The following is a 16,876-nucleotide window of genomic DNA, read 5'->3' on the forward strand; positions in this document are numbered from 1 at the left end:
GAGTCGAGTGATAAATTTAATATTCTCACTCGACTCCATAAATTCTACACATATTCATTAAAATTATTATTCAATAACCAGCCACTTTTCAGGATTTTTTAAGAAATGCTCTATGACAAGCCGATTAAAATTATGACTCGTTTTATTTGCCTTAACGCTTCCTATGAGATTTTTGCCTAACAAACTTAAGTCTCCAATTAAATCAAGAAACTTATGCCGTACGCACTCATCAGGAAGTCGCATTTCGTTAAGAAGTTCTCCATTGCCGATCACCAAAGAATTACCCAAAGAAGTCCCTTGTGCCAACTTGTGATGACGCAGAAAGGGTAGCTGCTCTAAAAATCCAAACGTTCGCGCTGGAGCAATTTCATGCATAAAAAAATCTTGCGTTACCTGACCTGTTAATACAGGATTACCATTAAGTGGATGTATGAAATCTGCGTTGTAATCAATAAAAAGAGCTGGTTTAAAACCTCTTTCATCTTGGTGCTGATCGAGAACTGCAGGCTCAATGAACATAGATCGCCCTTTATCATCGGCAAATTCAAGCCGTTCACGCGGAGTAATCCATTGCTTAGATGCATCTTGTTCAAGCACTCCAATATCAACAATTCCCTGAACAAAGAGCAATGCACTTCCATCAAGAATAGGAATTTCGGTGCCACTCACAAGAATATCAACATTATCAATACCCATAAGCATAAGTGCTGCCATAAGATGCTCAACCGTGCTGAGCGCCCATTGGTTGGTACGTATAACTGTTGCATGCATGGCGGGATCTGGGATAACAGATCCAACACGAATAATTTGATCAGGATTTTGCTCGTTAATAAAAGAAATGCCACTTTTGGCATCAGCAGGTTTGAGTGTAATTGAGCATGGAGCACCAGTATGGACTCCAAGACCTTGAAAAAAAATCTCGCCACGGAGCGTCTGTTGTTTATTCACAAAAAGACCTTCAAAATGAAAAAAGCTGAACATTAATGTTCAGCTTTTTATAACTTAATTTTGCTTAGTCGTCTAGATTTGAGCTTTATGCGGATGCTCGGTTCCAGGATAGACTTTAAGCTTGGTGATAAGCTTATCACTTAATTTATTCTTCGGAAGCATGCCTTTAACTGAATGCATGATTAGATGAGAAGGATCTCTTTTTGAAAGCTCTTGAGCAGAGCGATTCTTCAAACCACTTCTCCAACCTGAGTAAAAATAATAGATCTTATCGGTCCATTTTTTACCAGTCAGTTTGATCTTTGTGCAGTTAATAACAACAACATAGTCACCCGCATCGCCATGAGGAGTAAACTCTGGTTTGTCTTTTCCACGCAAAATGTTAGCAATTTCTGTAGACAACCGACCTAAAACCTTGTCAGTTGCGTCAATAAGATGCCATTTTGGGGCGCGGTCTTCTTTGCGAAGCATAAACGATTTGTTCATATCCATGATCAGCACATCCTCATATTCTCAAAATCATTAATCTAAATTCTCGTACTTACTCCTGTAATCTTAGGCTTTCTCGGTAGTACGGGGAAACATCCTGAAGCGTAAGAAGGGTAAGAAAAGTCAATTTTTACTCACAAATGCATGAGTTTTCCTATTCTACGGCATTTTTAAAGATGGGTCAAATTAAATTAGCCTATTCAACCAGAGTCAGCGCTACTTGAAAACTCACTTAATTGGCCAATTATCGGCTATGTACAATCACTATTTAACTTCTCCAAGCAGACGTAAGGCCTTATCCATATTATCAGCGGTCACTTTATTTTCGTCTAACTGAGACTCTTTTTCGAAAAGATATTTTTCAACATACTTAATAAATTCAATCATATCTACAGGTTTACCTTGAGAATCCTCAAGCATTATAAACCCAGATTTCCAGAAATTTATGAGGCTTATTCTTTTTTTAAAAATTATTTTAAGAGCTTCAAGAGTACCGTCATCATAGCTATAAGCAGGATTTTCATCTGACATTGCTGTCACGTGAGACGAAAAAGGGATGCAACCAAGCACTATGAACAAACACACAACTTTCATAAAAGAATTCATTCAATTTCCTTATCAAAAAATACGAATTACGACCACTTCTGAATAAGATCAAAAATATCAACCGGCCAGCTTGTTTGAACCGACCACGAACCATCCTTTTGCAACTCAGGGACAAAATGAGGATTAATCACAACACGCTCCTTAAGATCATCAACTATCGTCTTCTCATTCCGTTTAAGAATCTTAAAATAGTCCCGATTAAGCGGCTTACCATAGGTATCAATCAACCAGCGAGCTTTAATACCATCAGCAGTTGATTTAATGGTTTGCGTCAGCACCATAAGATCTAAAACAGCCTCTATCGACTTATTTAAGTCAACAATATCAATCCCCAGAACATCAAAATTCTGACCTTGCACATCAACAACTTCCTGCTGAAACTGCACGCCACCTTTTTCAACCAAGAAATTGGTGATAATGCAATTTGCCTGCGCATGAGCACCGGTAACTTCAGTTGCATCTTCATTTTGAGAAACAATACGGCGCAAAGCGGTATTAGCCATATCAAACAGAAGCCATTCGCGGAGTTCATCATCAGATAACTTTTGTGGCCATTTTTTAAGCAAACCATGTTCTTTCATGACGTCAAGATGATTAAGAGAGATGTAGAGCGCAATAATTTCTGCACGAAGTTCTTCAATGGCCGAATCGGCCCCCGCCATAAACTTTGAAAAATTAGCGTTAGTAACGGGTATAGCATCGCCGACTTTGTGCTTTACACCATTAACTTTAAGTTCTTCGCCTTCTTGAAAGGTGTGCTTTGCATACTTACCGCTCCCATGACCAAGCGTTTCATGCAAAACCACATGGATATTCCAGAGATCGGTCATGATTGAAAAGTCTTGATCATGCGCTGCAAACCAGTCTGCTCGCTTTTTAAGATACATGAGTTTACGCGTCAGAAGAGGATTAATGGTTGCAGCAAGTCCTTTGTCTGCACGATAGATAATTTGCTTGGTCCCATGCTCAGAACGGATAACCGCGTCGTTGGGCAAACAATACGCTGCAGTTAAAAATAATGGTCCTAAATCACCCGTTGCCGATGCGACAATGCGCATGGTGGCATTTGGTAATGCTGCATCGCTACTCAACACATTGCGCTTGAATTCTTGCGGAAGAGGGAGCGCAGCTTCAATGGTAGGAAGCTCTTTTGAAAGATGGGTAAGATCAAAATCTGGATCCTGAATCGTTACATCAGCTTGAAAACTGGCAACATCTCCCATAGGATCCAAGTATGATTCAATAAAGCCTAAGGTATAACTCACACGGCTTTTATCCTTAAGCCACTCAATAGAATGAAGTGAAAATTCAGCTTCACTGCCCGTTTCCAAGCTTTTAATCAAATGCGCAAGGCTTGCTACCAAATGCTGATCAAAATGCTCAGGAAATTGTGCTGCATGAGCTTGTGCACGCTCAAGCCATTTCACCATTTCAGTAAGCTCTCTGCTATATTTACCGGAGACGGCATAATCAAGAACACGTGGTGTTCGCTTGCCCTGAGTGTCAACAGTATAATAACAGGCTCCGCCATTAAAAGCCTGCTCACTCACCACATCATAGTCTGCGCTGGTGAAAGTTTCTGAGCTACCTGGCTCATCGCCTTTGGCATAAATATTAACGGCACTTTTTTCGATACTTCCAGCAACTGTCAACGTTGGCTCATAGGTAGAGTCAAAAATAGTTCGTTCAAGATCGAGCACCCTCTTTGCTTGACCTGTAAGCCCTAGTGCATTGAATGCTAAACTTATATTCTCTTGAGTGAGAGCGGTAAGTCCTATTTTACTTGGGGTTCGCTTTTCGTTTTCAGACTCTTTTTTGAAATATTGTCCATTATTAGCAAATAAATAAACTAAATATGTCTTTACTTGATCAATAAATTCTTGAGCCGAACTCTGTTTAAATACTAGAGAACCTGTTTTTTCAAGATCAATTAAACGCGCTTGTTCATCGCATAACAATTTAAACAAATCAAAAACCTCGCATCCATGACGATGAACTTGATCCAATAAAATTCGATTTCCCGGAATACTTGCTTGATACATAAGCGCAATAAAGACTTTTTCCGCTTGGGAAAGTTTATTAAAATGCTCAGCTACATCTTGATTGTAGCTGATAAAAATTTCTTTGAACTGAGCAGTTTTTTTCGGTGCTGATGATAACATATCTGACCCTGACAACATAACAGTGTATAATCCAATGCCAACAAGCATACAAAGTATAAAAATAATAAAAAATGATTGTTTCACACTTATCCCCTTTTAGCATTATCACCAATTCAAGACTCTTCTACGTACTGTAAAAAATAATGAGCTAACGCAGCCGCTGATAAATGCCATGCAACGTGAGGTAGAGTCCATCCCTTTTTACGTGCAAGATAGGCATCTGCAGCATTGATAAGACCGGCCAATGCAAGAGGAGTAAGAAGAATCGGATTATCAATTACAACTTGATACTCGCGTACTACTTTCGAAATAACAAGTGCAACACCAAGCTTATCTACATAAAGTAGCCATTCCTTTGGAATACTGTGGCTTAAAATTGATGCAATCCCAGCAAGTATTAATTCTGGAGAATTATTTTGAATGCCCGCATATATAAAACCAGTATTTGAAATTGTACATAAAAATTCTGCTACGTAAGGGCTTACCTTATACCAATTTTCACGCTGACTTTTTGGATCAGTCAATTTTCCAAAAAAATCTATTTTTGCTTCATCATCCTGATTAGTCCAGAACCCATTTTCACGTTCAAACATAGCCATTGTTAATGATGTATAAGAAATCAAAAACATGAATAATATAAACTTAATAACACAATGCATTGTAAGTCCCTAATTAAAATCTTTAAACGAAAAACTGATTTGCCCAACTAGTGTTAAAAGATGGTCATATGCAGATGAATGGCCAAGCGCTTCAAGATGGTCTCGCAGCGGCTTTCCACTCACGGTCAAACCATCTTCAATCACAACTTTAGTTTCAGTTTCTGTTAATGAATTGCCCTCAAGCGCATTACTCGTGTAAGTCAATCCAATGCGATAGTATTCTTTAAGTTGTTGAACTTCACGCATAGTCAGGGGCTTCTTTGCAGCAAGCATTTTTTTGAACTGGTCGATTCGCTCAATCGTTTTTGACATGATTAATACCCTCAGCTACTACTTTTATTTCTGAACAATGGCCTGCACAAAGGCTTTGAATAATGGATGAACTTTGAGTGGGGAGCTCGTGAATTCTGGATGAAATTGAGTACCCACCATAAAACGATGTTTTGGGTGTTCTGCTATTTCGACCAAGTTTTTTTCTTTAAAAACTCCTGAAAAAACAACCCCCGCTTGTTCGTATTCCGCACGGTAGGCATTATTGAATTCATAGCGATGACGGTGACGCTCGATTACTTTATCTTGCCCATACGCGTCATGAGCTTTGGTACCCGGAACCAGTGAACACTCATAATTACCCAAGCGCATTGAAGCGCCTTTATCAACAACTCCAACCTGCTCTTCAAGTAATGCAACAACTGGATTTATTGTTTTAGGATTCATTTCGGTGCTATGCGCATCTTTTAAATTCAAGAGCGAACGGCCAGCTTCGATGAGCAACACCTGCATACCAAGACACAAACCCAAATACGGGATGTTGTGCTCTCGTGCAAAGCGTGCTGCTAAAATTTTCCCCTCAATTCCCCGCGTATCAAAGCCACCGGGCACCACAATACCATCAAGCTCCTTCAGTATTGCCCAAGCCCCTGCATCTGAATTGTACGAATCTTTTTCCAGTAATTCAGCTTCAATTACCTTGATTTGAACATCATGATTAAGGTAGTATCCTGCTGATTTAATCGCCTCAACAACACTAATATAAGGATCGTTACTCCCAACATATTTGGCAATAAGACCTACCGTAATTTTCCCGACAGGCTTTTCAATCAAAGCAATTAGATTTTTCCAGTTCGTTAAATCTGAAGGCCTGATATCTGGACATTGAAAATATTCTTGTATTTTAATTCCGATACCCTGACGCTCTAAATCAACAAAAAGCTTATAAATTGGGTTCCAAGTCAATGACTGAAAGATCATTTGATGTCCAACACCACACATTACTGCAAGCTTCTTGATTGCTGATGCATCAAGTGCCTTGTCAGAACGCAAGATCAGACAATCGGGAGCAAGACCAGCTCGCTTAAGCTCGATAACGCTATGCTGTGTCGGCTTTGTTTTAATTTCACCAGTCCAACTAAGAAGCGGAACATAACTCAGGTGACCATGAAACATTCGATTACTTCCAAGATCTGCACGCAGCTGGCGCACAGTTTCAAGAAAGACCTCGCCTTCCATATCGCCAACGGTTCCACCAATTTCAACAAGAATAAATTCAGCATCGCTATCAAGTGCAAACTGCAGCAATCGCTGTTTGGTACTGTCAACAACATGCGGCACAAGCTGAATACAACGCCCTAAAAGCGCTCCTGTTCGCTCGTGCCGCAAAATTTCTTCAAATATTTGTCCAGATGAAACGGATGAGCGGCGAGTAAGACTAATCCCAATCAAACGTTCGTAATGCCCTAAATCAAGGTCTGTTTCAGCACCATCTGAAGTTACAAAAACTTCACCATGCTCAAGGGGGGACATTGTTCCAGGATCAACGTTAAGATAGGGATCCCACTTCATCACTGCAAGCGAATAGCCAGCATTTTTGAGCAAGACACCAAGCGAGGAAATGAGTACCCCTTTGCCCAGAGATGAACATACGCCACCAGTTATAATGATGAATTTTTTTTTACGTGCAATAACTTGTTCAACCAGTTTTGGTATGTTCACGCTCCGGCTCCTTTTTGGAATAATCGTTACTTCTTTTTAGCTACAGTCTTTTTTGTTTTTGCTTTTTGAGGAACAGCTTTCTTGGCCGCTGGCTTTTTTGCCGCTTCTTTTTTTACTGCCGATTTTGTTGCTGTTTTTTTTGTGGTTGTTTTTTTCGCAGCTGCGTGTTGAGCAACCGCTTTTTTAACTGCAGCACTTTTCTTGCTTTTTTTACTCTCTCCCTGTGTAGCAGCTTCTGTTGCTTCAACAAGTTCAGCAATCATGCTTGCACCACCAATAAGCTCTTGGAATACTTCAATATCCAAAATAACTGCAACTTTGCTGCCATCTTCATCAATGACATAAAAACAAGGTATTTCAAGATTCTTCATTACTACTCCTATGATAAAAATATTACTCTCTTACGGTCTGCATCCAACGCTCAATTTCATCGGGCTGTCGCGGCAAATCAAAGCTCAAGCAAACAGCTCCATCATCGGTCATAACATAATCATCTTCAATACGTACACCCAATTTTTCATCAGGAATGTAAATTCCTGGTTCAATGGTAAATACATCACCAGGCATAAGCGGAGTGCTGTAATCACCAACATCATGAACATCAAGCCCAAGATAGTGACCAATTCCATGCACAAAGTAGTCAGCATAGCCGGCCTTTTTCAAAAATCCAACAGCTAGATGATGCAACGATTCATCTTGATACTGAGAATTTTTTAAATACATGCCAGGCTTTGCAATGCTTTCAATATACTGCTGCGTATCTAAAACAAGTTGATAAATTTCGCGCTGACGTGGTGTAAATTTTCCATTTGCTGGATAGGTTCTGGTAAGATCTGCAGCATAAAGCCCATACTCAGCACCAATATCAACAACCACCAAATCTTCTTCCATAATTTGCTGATTGTTTTCAACATAGTGCAAGATGGTCGTGTTTTTACCCGTTGCTACAATGCTGGGAAATGAACGATTTGTTGATGCTACATAAGTAAACATGTATTCGATAGCAGCTTGTACTTGATACTCAAACTTTCCTGCACCAATTTCACGCGCTGCAGCTTGCTGCGCCATGAGCGTCAATTGTACAGCTTTATAAATGAGATCAATTTCATATTGATCCTTGAATCGGCGCATTTCATGAACAAGTGGCGAAATATCTTGTGTTATCGATTTTAAAAGCGGAAACCATTCCTGAATCTGTTTTTGCAACATAATCGGAAACATATAACCGCTTACTGATAAATCAAGCAACGTAAAAAGATGAGATTTTTCATGAAGTGATTGTTTGAGGTTTTTAAGCAAATTCTCATATTTATGCTGCTCAAAAAGAGGATGAAATGAGTATCCTTTTTCAATTTCACCAAGGGGGCGTATTTCATCAAATCCATAATCATTTGCATCTTGACCAATCTTGAGCGTAACATTTACCCACTTTTCTCGCGAATCAGCATAACGTGGTAAATATAAATACTCTTTCCCATCCCAGTGCATACATAAAACCGCAGCCGGCTCTGTAAGTCCTGTTAAATAATAAAAAGAGCTTTCTTGTCGAAATGGAGCCCGTTCAGAAGTTTCAAACCCTGCACTGAGCATAATAATACCGCTATCCAGATGCGGATATTCATCTTGAAGAGCTTCGCGCAGTCGCTTTCGACGCTCCTTAAATAAAGCTTTATTTTGTGGTGGAACAAAAATCATTCTTCTCCTTTAATTCTTTTATGATCAATCACTATTCATGCGCATTATTTGAGGCTGTCTAAATTTTTGCGCAAAAGAACCAAGTGAATCAAGCCGAACACACAATACCATGGCACACTCGCGCTTCCAATTCCCAGATTCTCGATATTTTTTCTCTTCAAAGCCACAATAAAATCCCCAACAGTGCCCATTATAGTCTAATCGAACTCGATGTAAGAGTGGACGTATTGTTGAAAATTCAAAAAAATAAGGCCGATTTTCTGCATAAAATTGAACATCATAGCACAGTGTTGTTTGCCGAGTCAGAGGAATTGTAGCACTAAAGGTAAGAAAGTGCGGAATGTTTGAAAGTAATGCACGCTCAACTTGCAACTCACTCCGCTGAAAAAGATATCCGGCACTTATAATCATTTTTTTACGTACAAATGATGCAGAAATTTCTGATTGCAAGAGTCGCCCGTTACGCCACTCATACTCCTGTGTTGCAGCAATTGTTAGTGGATTAAAACTTAACGAACAATCAAAACTTAATGGTAATAAATGCTTATCAAGCGTTCCTCGTCGTAAGAAAAAAATATCCGATCGACCATAAAAATCATAACTCTGACTCAGTTGCCAATCAAGTGCAAGTTTTGGTGTAATAACACTATTTCTCAGAGCAAAAACAAGTTGATTTGCAGGATATTGACGATCCCACCGATCAAAGTAATACCAATGATCTTGTTGAAATTTTGGGGATAATTCCCATCGGAAAAGTGGCTGCAAAAAATGAGTATACGAGCCATTTTCGCTCATCATAGACCACTCAGGCAAAGCCCATTCAGCGCCATAGGTCAAGAAAAAACGAAACCCTCCATATCCAAGAACACGCCGTTCAAATACATTTTTTGAATATTGCACGTCTTGCTTCTGATTACTCCTAAATTGAAAATGTGGATTAACCCATAGACTTAAGGTATTGTCATACAATGAAAAAGATTCCCTCAAATCAGCCCGGTAATGTGCACGTAAAAGGTCAGCTTTCGCTTGTGGAATAAGAATATTTTCTTGAGCAAGCAATCCATTTAAAAATATTTTTTCATACTCGTATTGACGATACGTTACCTGATCAACAAAAAAATCATGCCGATAAGAAAATATGTTTTTCCAAATTGCGTAAGCACTATTCCATTCAAAGCGAGGCAGATAGGTCAACCCAACGCGATCTTCAAGCTCCTGAGTTGATGATGTAACCCCAACTCCTATTGGTTGCTGTGAAGTAAGCTGTTCAAGCTGATCAGGCATAAGAGGAGAAAATCGTCTACGACTTGTCTTCTCATCTGCAACAGAAAGTTCAAGGTGATTTTTCGGAGAAAACAATCGTAAATGACCTGAATTATAAAATTGATCATCAACATCATCGGTAGTATTAAAAAAATGATACCCAATTTTTTTATCAGTACCAAAATCAAGACGAGTAAGCGAAGCAAATAACATGTTATTAATAACACTACTGCTGGAACGAAAATCGGTTGCCTGAATCCAGTAGCGATGATCGGTTGCTTTAAAAATTTTATCTTTCTTCAAAACAAAGCTATCTCGAGCTATGGCATAGTGCCCTTTAAAATGCAAAAAGTTTTCAGGCGCACATGCCCAACGAAATTCATCTGAGACAACTAAGCCACGCTTATCACGCCAATCAACCGCAAGCGTTGTATCGCAATGAGAGCTAAAATATTTGTAATATTCCTGCTTAAAGCCAAAACCATATACATAGTCAAAATAAAAGCGAGGAATTAAGAAACCGGATTTTGAACGACCTTGAATAGGAAATACCATGCGTGGGAGGTAAAAAACAGGAATTCCACCAATCTTAAAAACAATATTACATGCCTTAATAAAATAACCACCACGCACCTCAGCACTATCTGCACTCAAGTTCCAATGCGCATGATATGCATCGCAAGGGGTGTAGACCATATCGATCATACGCCATTCATTTTCTCCATATTTTTCAGCACGATCAGCCGCAAGATACCCTTCATCAACGTGAAATCGAACTTGTTCGGCATAGCCCGTTTTGTCAAGAAGGTTCAAATAGAACTGCTCTGCCAAGATAATGAAGTCGTTGTTTTCAATTTTTAAAAAGCTTCCAGGCTGTACTCGCGCATGGAGTGTCTGAGCTTTTTTATCAACATCAACAACATCAGCCCAGAGATGTAATTTTTCATCAACCCAAACTTCAACTTCACCTCTAAACGACACGCGGTCTGCATCAAGCACCTGCTGCTCAAGGCTTTTAATTGAAAGTTTTTTGATCTGCGTAGCATGAGGGGTGCTGTGAAGCGTAGAAGTAAATAAAGTAACGAGAAGAAGTAGCGTAAGCAATCTTTGCTTCAAAATGGTCTTCTACCTAACAATGCTTTACAGATAGTAACACGATCCATGTACTCCAAGCTGGAGCCAATCGGAACCCCGCTCGCAAGCTTAGATATGGAAATGGGAGAGCTTTGAATTTTTGAGGCAATATAACTGGCGGTTGCTTCGCCCTCAGGCGTTGGATTGGTTGCAAAAATCAACTCGCTGACACCTTCAGTCAAACGTACAAGCAACTCGCCAATACGCAGCTGGTCGGGCCCAACCCCTTCAAGGGGACAGAGTGAACCACCAAGAACATGATAAAGCCCCTTAAACTCACCAGACTTTTCAATAGCTAATAAATCGTGCCATGTTTCAACAACACAAATAACTTTTTCGTCACGTCGTGGTGATAAGCAAATGGTGCATAAATCCGCATCTTCAGACCAGTTATAACACCGCACACAGGGCTTAACTGATTGCTTTGCCTCAAGAATTGCTTGGCACAATTGCTCGACACTTTTCATATCACTGTTCAGAAAATGAGCGACCACCTTATAAACATTTTTTGACGCAAGATAAGGAACTCGCTGAAGCTGTCGAACAAGTTTTTGAAGTGCGGGCAATTGTGCTTGCATGAAATTATCCTTACCGTTTATCGATAGATGAGCTTACGAGCATAATCTTCGGCAATGGTAAATAGTGTATTCATTAACCAATATAAGACGAGCCCTGCAGGAAAGCTCGCAAAGACAACGGTCATTACGACCGCCATAAACATCGACATAATCCGCTGCTTTTCATCGCTAACCGGCATCAAGCTTTGTTGCCAAACACTAAACAAGCCAAGTAATATTGGAAGAACATAAAAAGGATCTTTAGCCGATAGATCGGTTAACCAACCAAAAAATGGTGCTTGATACAAATCAAGATAATTACCCAATACTCGATATAAGCTAAACAAAATAGGAATTTGCACGACAAGCGGCAAGCAACCCATAGCTGGCGTGGTTGGTGATATATTGTGATCACGATGAAATTTCAAAAATTCTTGATGCTGCAAAGCCTGATCATGCTTATATTTTTCACGAATGCGGGTAATCGATGGCTGAAATTTTTGATATTCTTCAGTCTTCTTGCGTGCATAAATAGAAAACGGTGCAAAAGGCAACTTAAGAACAAAACTCATTACAATAATCGCTAATCCATAGTTACCAATCAGATCATATAACCATTGCAAAAGCTTTAAGAGCAATTTGCAGAACCATGAAAGCCAACCAAAAGACATAACCTCCTCAAGACGCTCATCAACTGCAATAAGATGGTCAAATACTTTTGGTCCGATATAAAACGACAAAGTATAACTTTGCTTTTCTGTAACCGTAGGGCCTTCAAGAATAGGGGTTATCATCGAGGAATCATACATTTTAAAGTATGCACGCTGAGCAAACTTTGAAGGGTCGTTAATCATACTATGCAAGAAGTACTTATCTTCCGCTCCAAAAATCGGCTTATTTGTTTTCCAGTACCAAGCTGCCCCTTGGTCTGAGCTGACGTCACGACGCTCAATGGAATTTTTTGTTTCATTATAGGTAATCAATGAAATAGCATCATCACCTAATTCAGCAATATAGGGCGCTCCAAAGAACAAGCGCGGCTTAATATCTGAATGCTTTTTATCAGACTCAAATGCGAGTGTTACATCAAGCTGATAGCTCTTTTTGTAAATCCCAAAGGTCTTGGTAATTGTCCATCCCTCATGATGAGCCTGGTAAATCAGATCAGTCTTTTCAACACCACGATTGGTTGCAATAAGCTTATAAAAATAAGGGGTCTTGTCTTCAAACGCAAGCAAGAAGCATCCCTTCTTTCGCTGTTCTTCGTCCATAGAACCACGGTCAAAAATAGTACGCAGCGGCTTACCATTTTTATTGAGATGTTCTTTAAAATCGATACTTTGCAATACCGCCCCATGAGAAGAGAAGAGCATGTTGCAATAATCAGTACCAATTTCTGTATCTTCTTCAGCGGGAACTTTTTGCTCCGCAAAGCTTACATCTAAGTTTAGAGGTTTAAAAAGCTCTTCCGCCATCAAAGCTTGAGCCTGTTGCCCAGGTCTAATTTCACCCTGCTTGATATCTGTTTTTGACCCAAAAAAGTAACCAAACAATTGCATGGTAACCCAGGTCAAAGCAAGCGCAAATACTAAGTTCTTCAAAAATGAAGCAATTCTCTCGTTCATAGATACACAATCCTTTATTGAAATAATACTGATGTGAAGCTTAACAAGCTCAGAATGCAAGACAGTGTACCAGAGAATGCAACACGGATCTAGCCGTAATACTGATCAATTTTTCATGACATCGAGCTCTTCTCATAAGAAGTCCCTCATTCACCAATCTCAACAAATCAAAAAACGTTGCGAATATAGATATATTTTCTATTAATTATTGCAAATAGGAAATAACAAATGTTATGTTTTTGATAGATAGAACCGATATAATTATGTTTTTAAGCCACATACAAGGAGATGTGTCACTATGGATAAGCTATTTTTAAGAATACTTGTTGCGGTAACACTCATGTTTTCATCGCTTACACCAATGCAAACCCAGCAGGCAGTTCCTGAAGCTGCTGCCCCAATTGCCGTACAACCACAAAGTGGGGCTATAATACCAGCAGCAACTGCTTCAATCACTCCACAACCGGTGGTTACCACACAACCGCAAGTTATCACACAACCAGCAGCGCAAACATTATCAACCCCATCGACAGAAGAATTATCTGAGAGAATTTCAAAACTTGAAGAAAGAGCAAATAAGCTGTCTGACCGAATCAAAACTCACGGAGCACTCATCTACCAAAAACTACCTCAACAGATTCAGCAAACAAAGCAACAGGTTCAACAATTTCTTCAACAACAAATTCAACCATTTGTTCAACAACAGATTCAGCAACTCCAACAGAAAATGCAACAAGATTTTCAACAGCTGCTACAACTCCTCACTCAAAAGTTTCCGGCATTAGCCCCCGCAGCAAAACGATTTCTCTCGCAAACACAATCAACTATCGTACAAAAATATAGATCATTAAAGGCAAAAGCAACTCCACAAAGTGCCCAAACTGCAGCCGCATCAGCACCTTCAACAACAATGGTGCCAAAAGCAATACCGCTCCCCGTAGTAACCCAAACAGCTACAACAACTTCAACTCCAATAACGACGCAGGCTCAATAATTTCAAGATCAAGTTTATGACATGGTGTTTTTATTATTTTTCAAAATAGAAAGGTTTTTTATGAATAAGCTCTTTTTAAGACTTTTTGCTCTTGGAGCATTAATGTTCTCGTCGCTTACGGCAATGCAACCGAATCAAGCATCTCGATCGCAAGCGAAGAAATCACGAATCAAAAAAGCATCGGGTGTAAAGAAAACATCAGCTACAAGAAATCGTCCTGGCATCAAAAAGACAAATGCCCAACGAAAAAAACAGCCTCAAAAACGTGCTCGAGCAAAAAAGGCTGCGCGTAATGCCGCACAAACTCAATCACAAAATGTACAATCACAAACTCAATCACAAAATGTACAATCACAAACTCAATCACAGGCTGTACAATCACAAGATATTCAACCACAAGCCGTACAAGCACAAGCTCCACAAACACAAACTCAACAACAAGCTGCTCAACCACTGCCATCAATGCAAGGTGTGCGCTCTGCATATCAACCTCAAAGACAACAACACCAACAAGCATTTCAGCAGCTACAACAAACAATTGGCTCTTTAGATCAACGAACACAAGCTTTAGAGCAAAAAAATCAAACGTTAGAACAACGTAGCCAAGCCTTGGAGCAACGTAGCCAAGCCTTGGAGCAACGTAGCCAGGTTGTAGAACAAAGAAATCAAGCTTTAGAGCAACGATGCCAAGGCTTAGAAAAAAATCAAACCGAACAAATTCAAGTTACCAAAGGGCTTCTTGATGCGCAAAGCGAGCGAGTAAAAACATTAGAAACGACAATTTTAGCAATTCAGCAACAGTTAATAGCTCGTCAAAAATCTCCTGAACAACAAGCTCGAATGAAAGAAATGTTTGAGCAACGAGAAAAAGCACGTCAAGCACGCAGAGATGCCCGCAAACAAAAACTCCAAGCCGCTGCACAACAAGCAACTGGAACCGCCGCTCCTACAGCTGCACAAACATCAGCAGCGCCATCAACAAGCACCGCTCCTAGCGCTACGCCAACACCTACAACAGAGAGCTCAGCGGTAACCCCTCCTACAGCTGCAACTCCTGCTCCTGCGAGTCCAGTAGCACCAACAGCTACCCCTACTCCTACGGCTACACCAGTTTCTACACCTGCAACGCCTGCACCTACAGCTCAAACCACAACAGATGCTTCAGGAGTAACATCAACGCAAACAACTCCTGCAACCACACCAACTCAGCCTGCGGCAATACCTTCACCTGTAGCACCAACTCCAGCTGCTGCGTAAGCCAAATAAAATCGTACATTTTACATTAAGGGTAATGCCTCAAGCATTGCCCTTTTTCCATGAAAAACCCTTTTGCACGAGCTTGTTCTGTTTGATATTCTAAAAACAGTAGCTATTTCACAGTCAGAATTCAAAATGGAGCTTTTATGTTCAAAAGGTGCGTACATGTATTTGTTATCGGTTTTATTTTTATTGGACTTGTTGCAGCAGTAGCACCCACTGAAAAGCCCTCATCTTCTTTCGAGCAAATGGCTCATGCAAACTGCGCCTTCTGCCAAATCATCACCCGTCAAAGCCCTGCAGTCATTATCGATGAAACAGATGATCTGATTGTTATTGAAAAAAGACCAATCAGAAAGCCGGTTGATTGCTTGATTATTCCTAAAAAACATATCGTTAATATCAAGACACTCGATGCTTCAAACCTGTATGATCAAACAGTTCTTTCAAAAATGGCATTAAAAGCTCAAGAGCTTTCAAAACGGCTCAATGGTCAGGGAGATTTTACCATTACCATGAATAATGGACCACAGAGCGCTCAAACTGTTTTTCATATGCATATGCATTTTAGGTCTCCTAATAACTGGAAATAGCCCAGCCCCTCATCTCACTTTTGCCTTCCCACCAAAATTTTGATACCTTGCATAGCAGAACTACTGCTGAGCAGAAAAGAATTTCAGCGGTCGGAGAAACGCGATTAAAGGAGCTTTTATGAAGAAAAACTTGAACCTAAGTTATGGTACTCAGACACTCTTTGCGCTTTGCTTGATAAGCCTTCTCTCATCATGTGCCAAGCAAACAAAAAGCAAAGAAGAGATGAACTTTGATGAACTCAAAGAAAAAACGTTTGTCTGTATCGAAAGAAAAAACCACGAAGCTGCCATAGAACTGCTTGAGCAAATTATTGGACAACATTCCGACCGACAAGATATCGGAAAGTACAAAATGCTCCTTGCGGAAACCTATTTTAAAGAAGGTAGGCATGCTCCTGCACATGAAATGTACGAGCACTTCAATCAGTTTTATCCTTCTGATAAATTTGCCGAGTATGCAAAATACAAATCAATTCTCTCTAAATTTTATCAAACACTCCGCTCCGACTGTGATCAAACTCCAACCGAAGAGGCACTCAAACTCTGCCGTGATTACACCGACACCGCTTCCTATCAGAAATATCGTCGCGATGTTGAAGATATAAAAAAGACATGCGTCCAAAAGCTCATCGACAAAGAGGTTTATGTCTATGACTTCTACCTCCACCAAAAGCAATACGATGCAGCACGTAAACGAATCGATTACCTCAAAGCAACTTATTTGCCTAATCACCCAAGTGTTGAACCGCGCCTTTTGTATCTAGAATGCAAACTTGCAAAACGTCAAAAACAAAATGATATCGTGGTACAAAATCTTGAAACCTTGGCAAGCAAATATCCCGATTCACAATTCACTTCAATGGGCCAGGCACTTGTTGCAAAGAATACTTTTAACTTTTAAT

Annotated in this window: 15 protein-coding genes and 1 pseudogene; 4 read left to right on the forward strand and 12 right to left on the reverse strand. The window is 39.9% G+C overall.

Features of this window, described 5'->3' with window-relative positions:
- Window positions 1–66 precede the first annotated feature (66 nt).
- The 12 genes and pseudogenes from lpxC to yidC all read right to left on the reverse strand — a co-directional run bounded on the left by lpxC (window position 67) and on the right by yidC (window position 13,130).
- Window positions 67–948 (reverse strand): UDP-3-O-[3-hydroxymyristoyl] N-acetylglucosamine deacetylase, encoded by an 882-nt coding sequence (gene lpxC / locus JST56_01840; protein ID MBS1987712.1) that lies wholly within the window; start codon window positions 946–948, stop codon window positions 67–69.
- 72 nt (window positions 949–1,020) lie between these two features.
- Complete coding sequence (gene rplM / locus JST56_01845) at window positions 1,021–1,434, reverse strand: 50S ribosomal protein L13 (protein MBS1987713.1); 414 nt, start codon at window positions 1,432–1,434, stop codon at window positions 1,021–1,023.
- 267 nt (window positions 1,435–1,701) lie between these two features.
- On the reverse strand, window positions 1,702–2,043 hold the full coding sequence (locus tag JST56_01850; GenBank protein MBS1987714.1) for a hypothetical protein: 342 nt from the start codon (window positions 2,041–2,043) through the stop codon (window positions 1,702–1,704).
- 26 nt (window positions 2,044–2,069) lie between these two features.
- On the reverse strand, window positions 2,070–4,289 hold the full coding sequence (locus tag JST56_01855; GenBank protein ID MBS1987715.1) for a hypothetical protein: 2,220 nt from the start codon (window positions 4,287–4,289) through the stop codon (window positions 2,070–2,072).
- A gap of 29 nt (window positions 4,290–4,318) precedes the next feature.
- Window positions 4,319–4,864, reverse strand: a complete 546-nt coding sequence (locus JST56_01860) for a hypothetical protein (GenBank protein ID MBS1987716.1) — start codon at window positions 4,862–4,864, stop codon at window positions 4,319–4,321.
- A gap of 63 nt (window positions 4,865–4,927) precedes the next feature.
- Window positions 4,928–5,104: pseudogene (locus JST56_01865) on the reverse strand (Fic family protein).
- 96 nt (window positions 5,105–5,200) lie between these two features.
- Window positions 5,201–6,856 (reverse strand): CTP synthase, encoded by a 1,656-nt coding sequence (locus JST56_01870; GenBank protein ID MBS1987717.1) that lies wholly within the window; start codon window positions 6,854–6,856, stop codon window positions 5,201–5,203.
- A 26-nt stretch (window positions 6,857–6,882) separates the two neighbouring features.
- Window positions 6,883–7,227 carry a hypothetical protein gene (locus JST56_01875; protein MBS1987718.1) on the reverse strand — a complete coding sequence of 115 codons (345 nt, stop codon included), beginning with the start codon at window positions 7,225–7,227 and terminating at the stop codon, window positions 6,883–6,885.
- Between the two features lie 22 nt (window positions 7,228–7,249).
- Window positions 7,250–8,551, reverse strand: coding sequence for an aminopeptidase P family protein (locus tag JST56_01880; protein ID MBS1987719.1), 1,302 nt, complete (start codon window positions 8,549–8,551; stop codon window positions 7,250–7,252).
- A 24-nt stretch (window positions 8,552–8,575) separates the two neighbouring features.
- Entirely contained in the window at window positions 8,576–10,930 is a 2,355-nt protein-coding gene (locus JST56_01885; protein MBS1987720.1) for an LPS-assembly protein LptD, read from the reverse strand.
- A complete protein-coding gene (gene recR, locus JST56_01890) occupies window positions 10,927–11,526 on the reverse strand; it encodes a recombination protein RecR (GenBank protein MBS1987721.1) in 600 nt (199 codons plus the stop codon). The genes JST56_01885 and recR overlap by 4 nt, the downstream gene beginning before the upstream one ends.
- Before the next feature lie 17 nt (window positions 11,527–11,543).
- Complete coding sequence (gene yidC, locus JST56_01895; GenBank protein ID MBS1987722.1) at window positions 11,544–13,130, reverse strand: membrane protein insertase YidC; 1,587 nt, start codon at window positions 13,128–13,130, stop codon at window positions 11,544–11,546.
- Window positions 13,131–13,428: 298 nt separating this feature from the next.
- On the opposite strand from yidC, the gene JST56_01900 reads away from it, so the two are divergent.
- From JST56_01900 to bamD, 4 genes are all read left to right on the forward strand, one after another.
- Complete coding sequence (locus JST56_01900; protein ID MBS1987723.1) at window positions 13,429–14,124, forward strand: hypothetical protein; 696 nt, start codon at window positions 13,429–13,431, stop codon at window positions 14,122–14,124.
- Window positions 14,125–14,184: 60 nt separating this feature from the next.
- A complete protein-coding gene (locus JST56_01905; GenBank protein ID MBS1987724.1) occupies window positions 14,185–15,381 on the forward strand; it encodes a hypothetical protein in 1,197 nt (398 codons plus the stop codon).
- Window positions 15,382–15,527: 146 nt separating this feature from the next.
- A complete protein-coding gene (locus tag JST56_01910) occupies window positions 15,528–15,974 on the forward strand; it encodes an HIT domain-containing protein (GenBank protein MBS1987725.1) in 447 nt (148 codons plus the stop codon).
- A gap of 118 nt (window positions 15,975–16,092) precedes the next feature.
- Entirely contained in the window at window positions 16,093–16,875 is a 783-nt protein-coding gene (gene bamD, locus JST56_01915; protein ID MBS1987726.1) for an outer membrane protein assembly factor BamD, read from the forward strand.
- The last annotated feature ends 1 nt before the right edge of the window (window position 16,876 follow it).

The organism is Candidatus Dependentiae bacterium (assembly GCA_018266175.1).
Taxonomy (GTDB): Bacteria; Babelota; Babeliae; order Babelales; family RVW-14; genus JAFEAY01.

Bases quoted from the DNA above. Each gene is read 5' to 3' on its own strand.
- JST56_01910 (MBS1987725.1), top strand. From the start codon at position 15,528: ATGTTCAAAAGGTGCGTACATGTATTTGTTATCGGTTTTATTTTTATT.
- recR (MBS1987721.1), bottom strand. From the start codon at position 11,526: ATGCAAGCACAATTGCCCGCACTTCAAAAACTTGTTCGACAGCTTCAG.
- JST56_01850 (MBS1987714.1), bottom strand. From the start codon at position 2,043: ATGAATTCTTTTATGAAAGTTGTGTGTTTGTTCATAGTGCTTGGTTGC.
- JST56_01860 (MBS1987716.1), bottom strand. From the start codon at position 4,864: ATGCATTGTGTTATTAAGTTTATATTATTCATGTTTTTGATTTCTTAT.
- JST56_01875 (MBS1987718.1), bottom strand. From the start codon at position 7,227: ATGAAGAATCTTGAAATACCTTGTTTTTATGTCATTGATGAAGATGGC.
- JST56_01880 (MBS1987719.1), bottom strand. From the start codon at position 8,551: ATGATTTTTGTTCCACCACAAAATAAAGCTTTATTTAAGGAGCGTCGA.
- rplM (MBS1987713.1), bottom strand. From the start codon at position 1,434: ATGAACAAATCGTTTATGCTTCGCAAAGAAGACCGCGCCCCAAAATGG.
- JST56_01905 (MBS1987724.1), top strand. From the start codon at position 14,185: ATGAATAAGCTCTTTTTAAGACTTTTTGCTCTTGGAGCATTAATGTTC.
- bamD (MBS1987726.1), top strand. From the start codon at position 16,093: ATGAAGAAAAACTTGAACCTAAGTTATGGTACTCAGACACTCTTTGCG.
- JST56_01900 (MBS1987723.1), top strand. From the start codon at position 13,429: ATGGATAAGCTATTTTTAAGAATACTTGTTGCGGTAACACTCATGTTT.
- yidC (MBS1987722.1), bottom strand. From the start codon at position 13,130: ATGAACGAGAGAATTGCTTCATTTTTGAAGAACTTAGTATTTGCGCTT.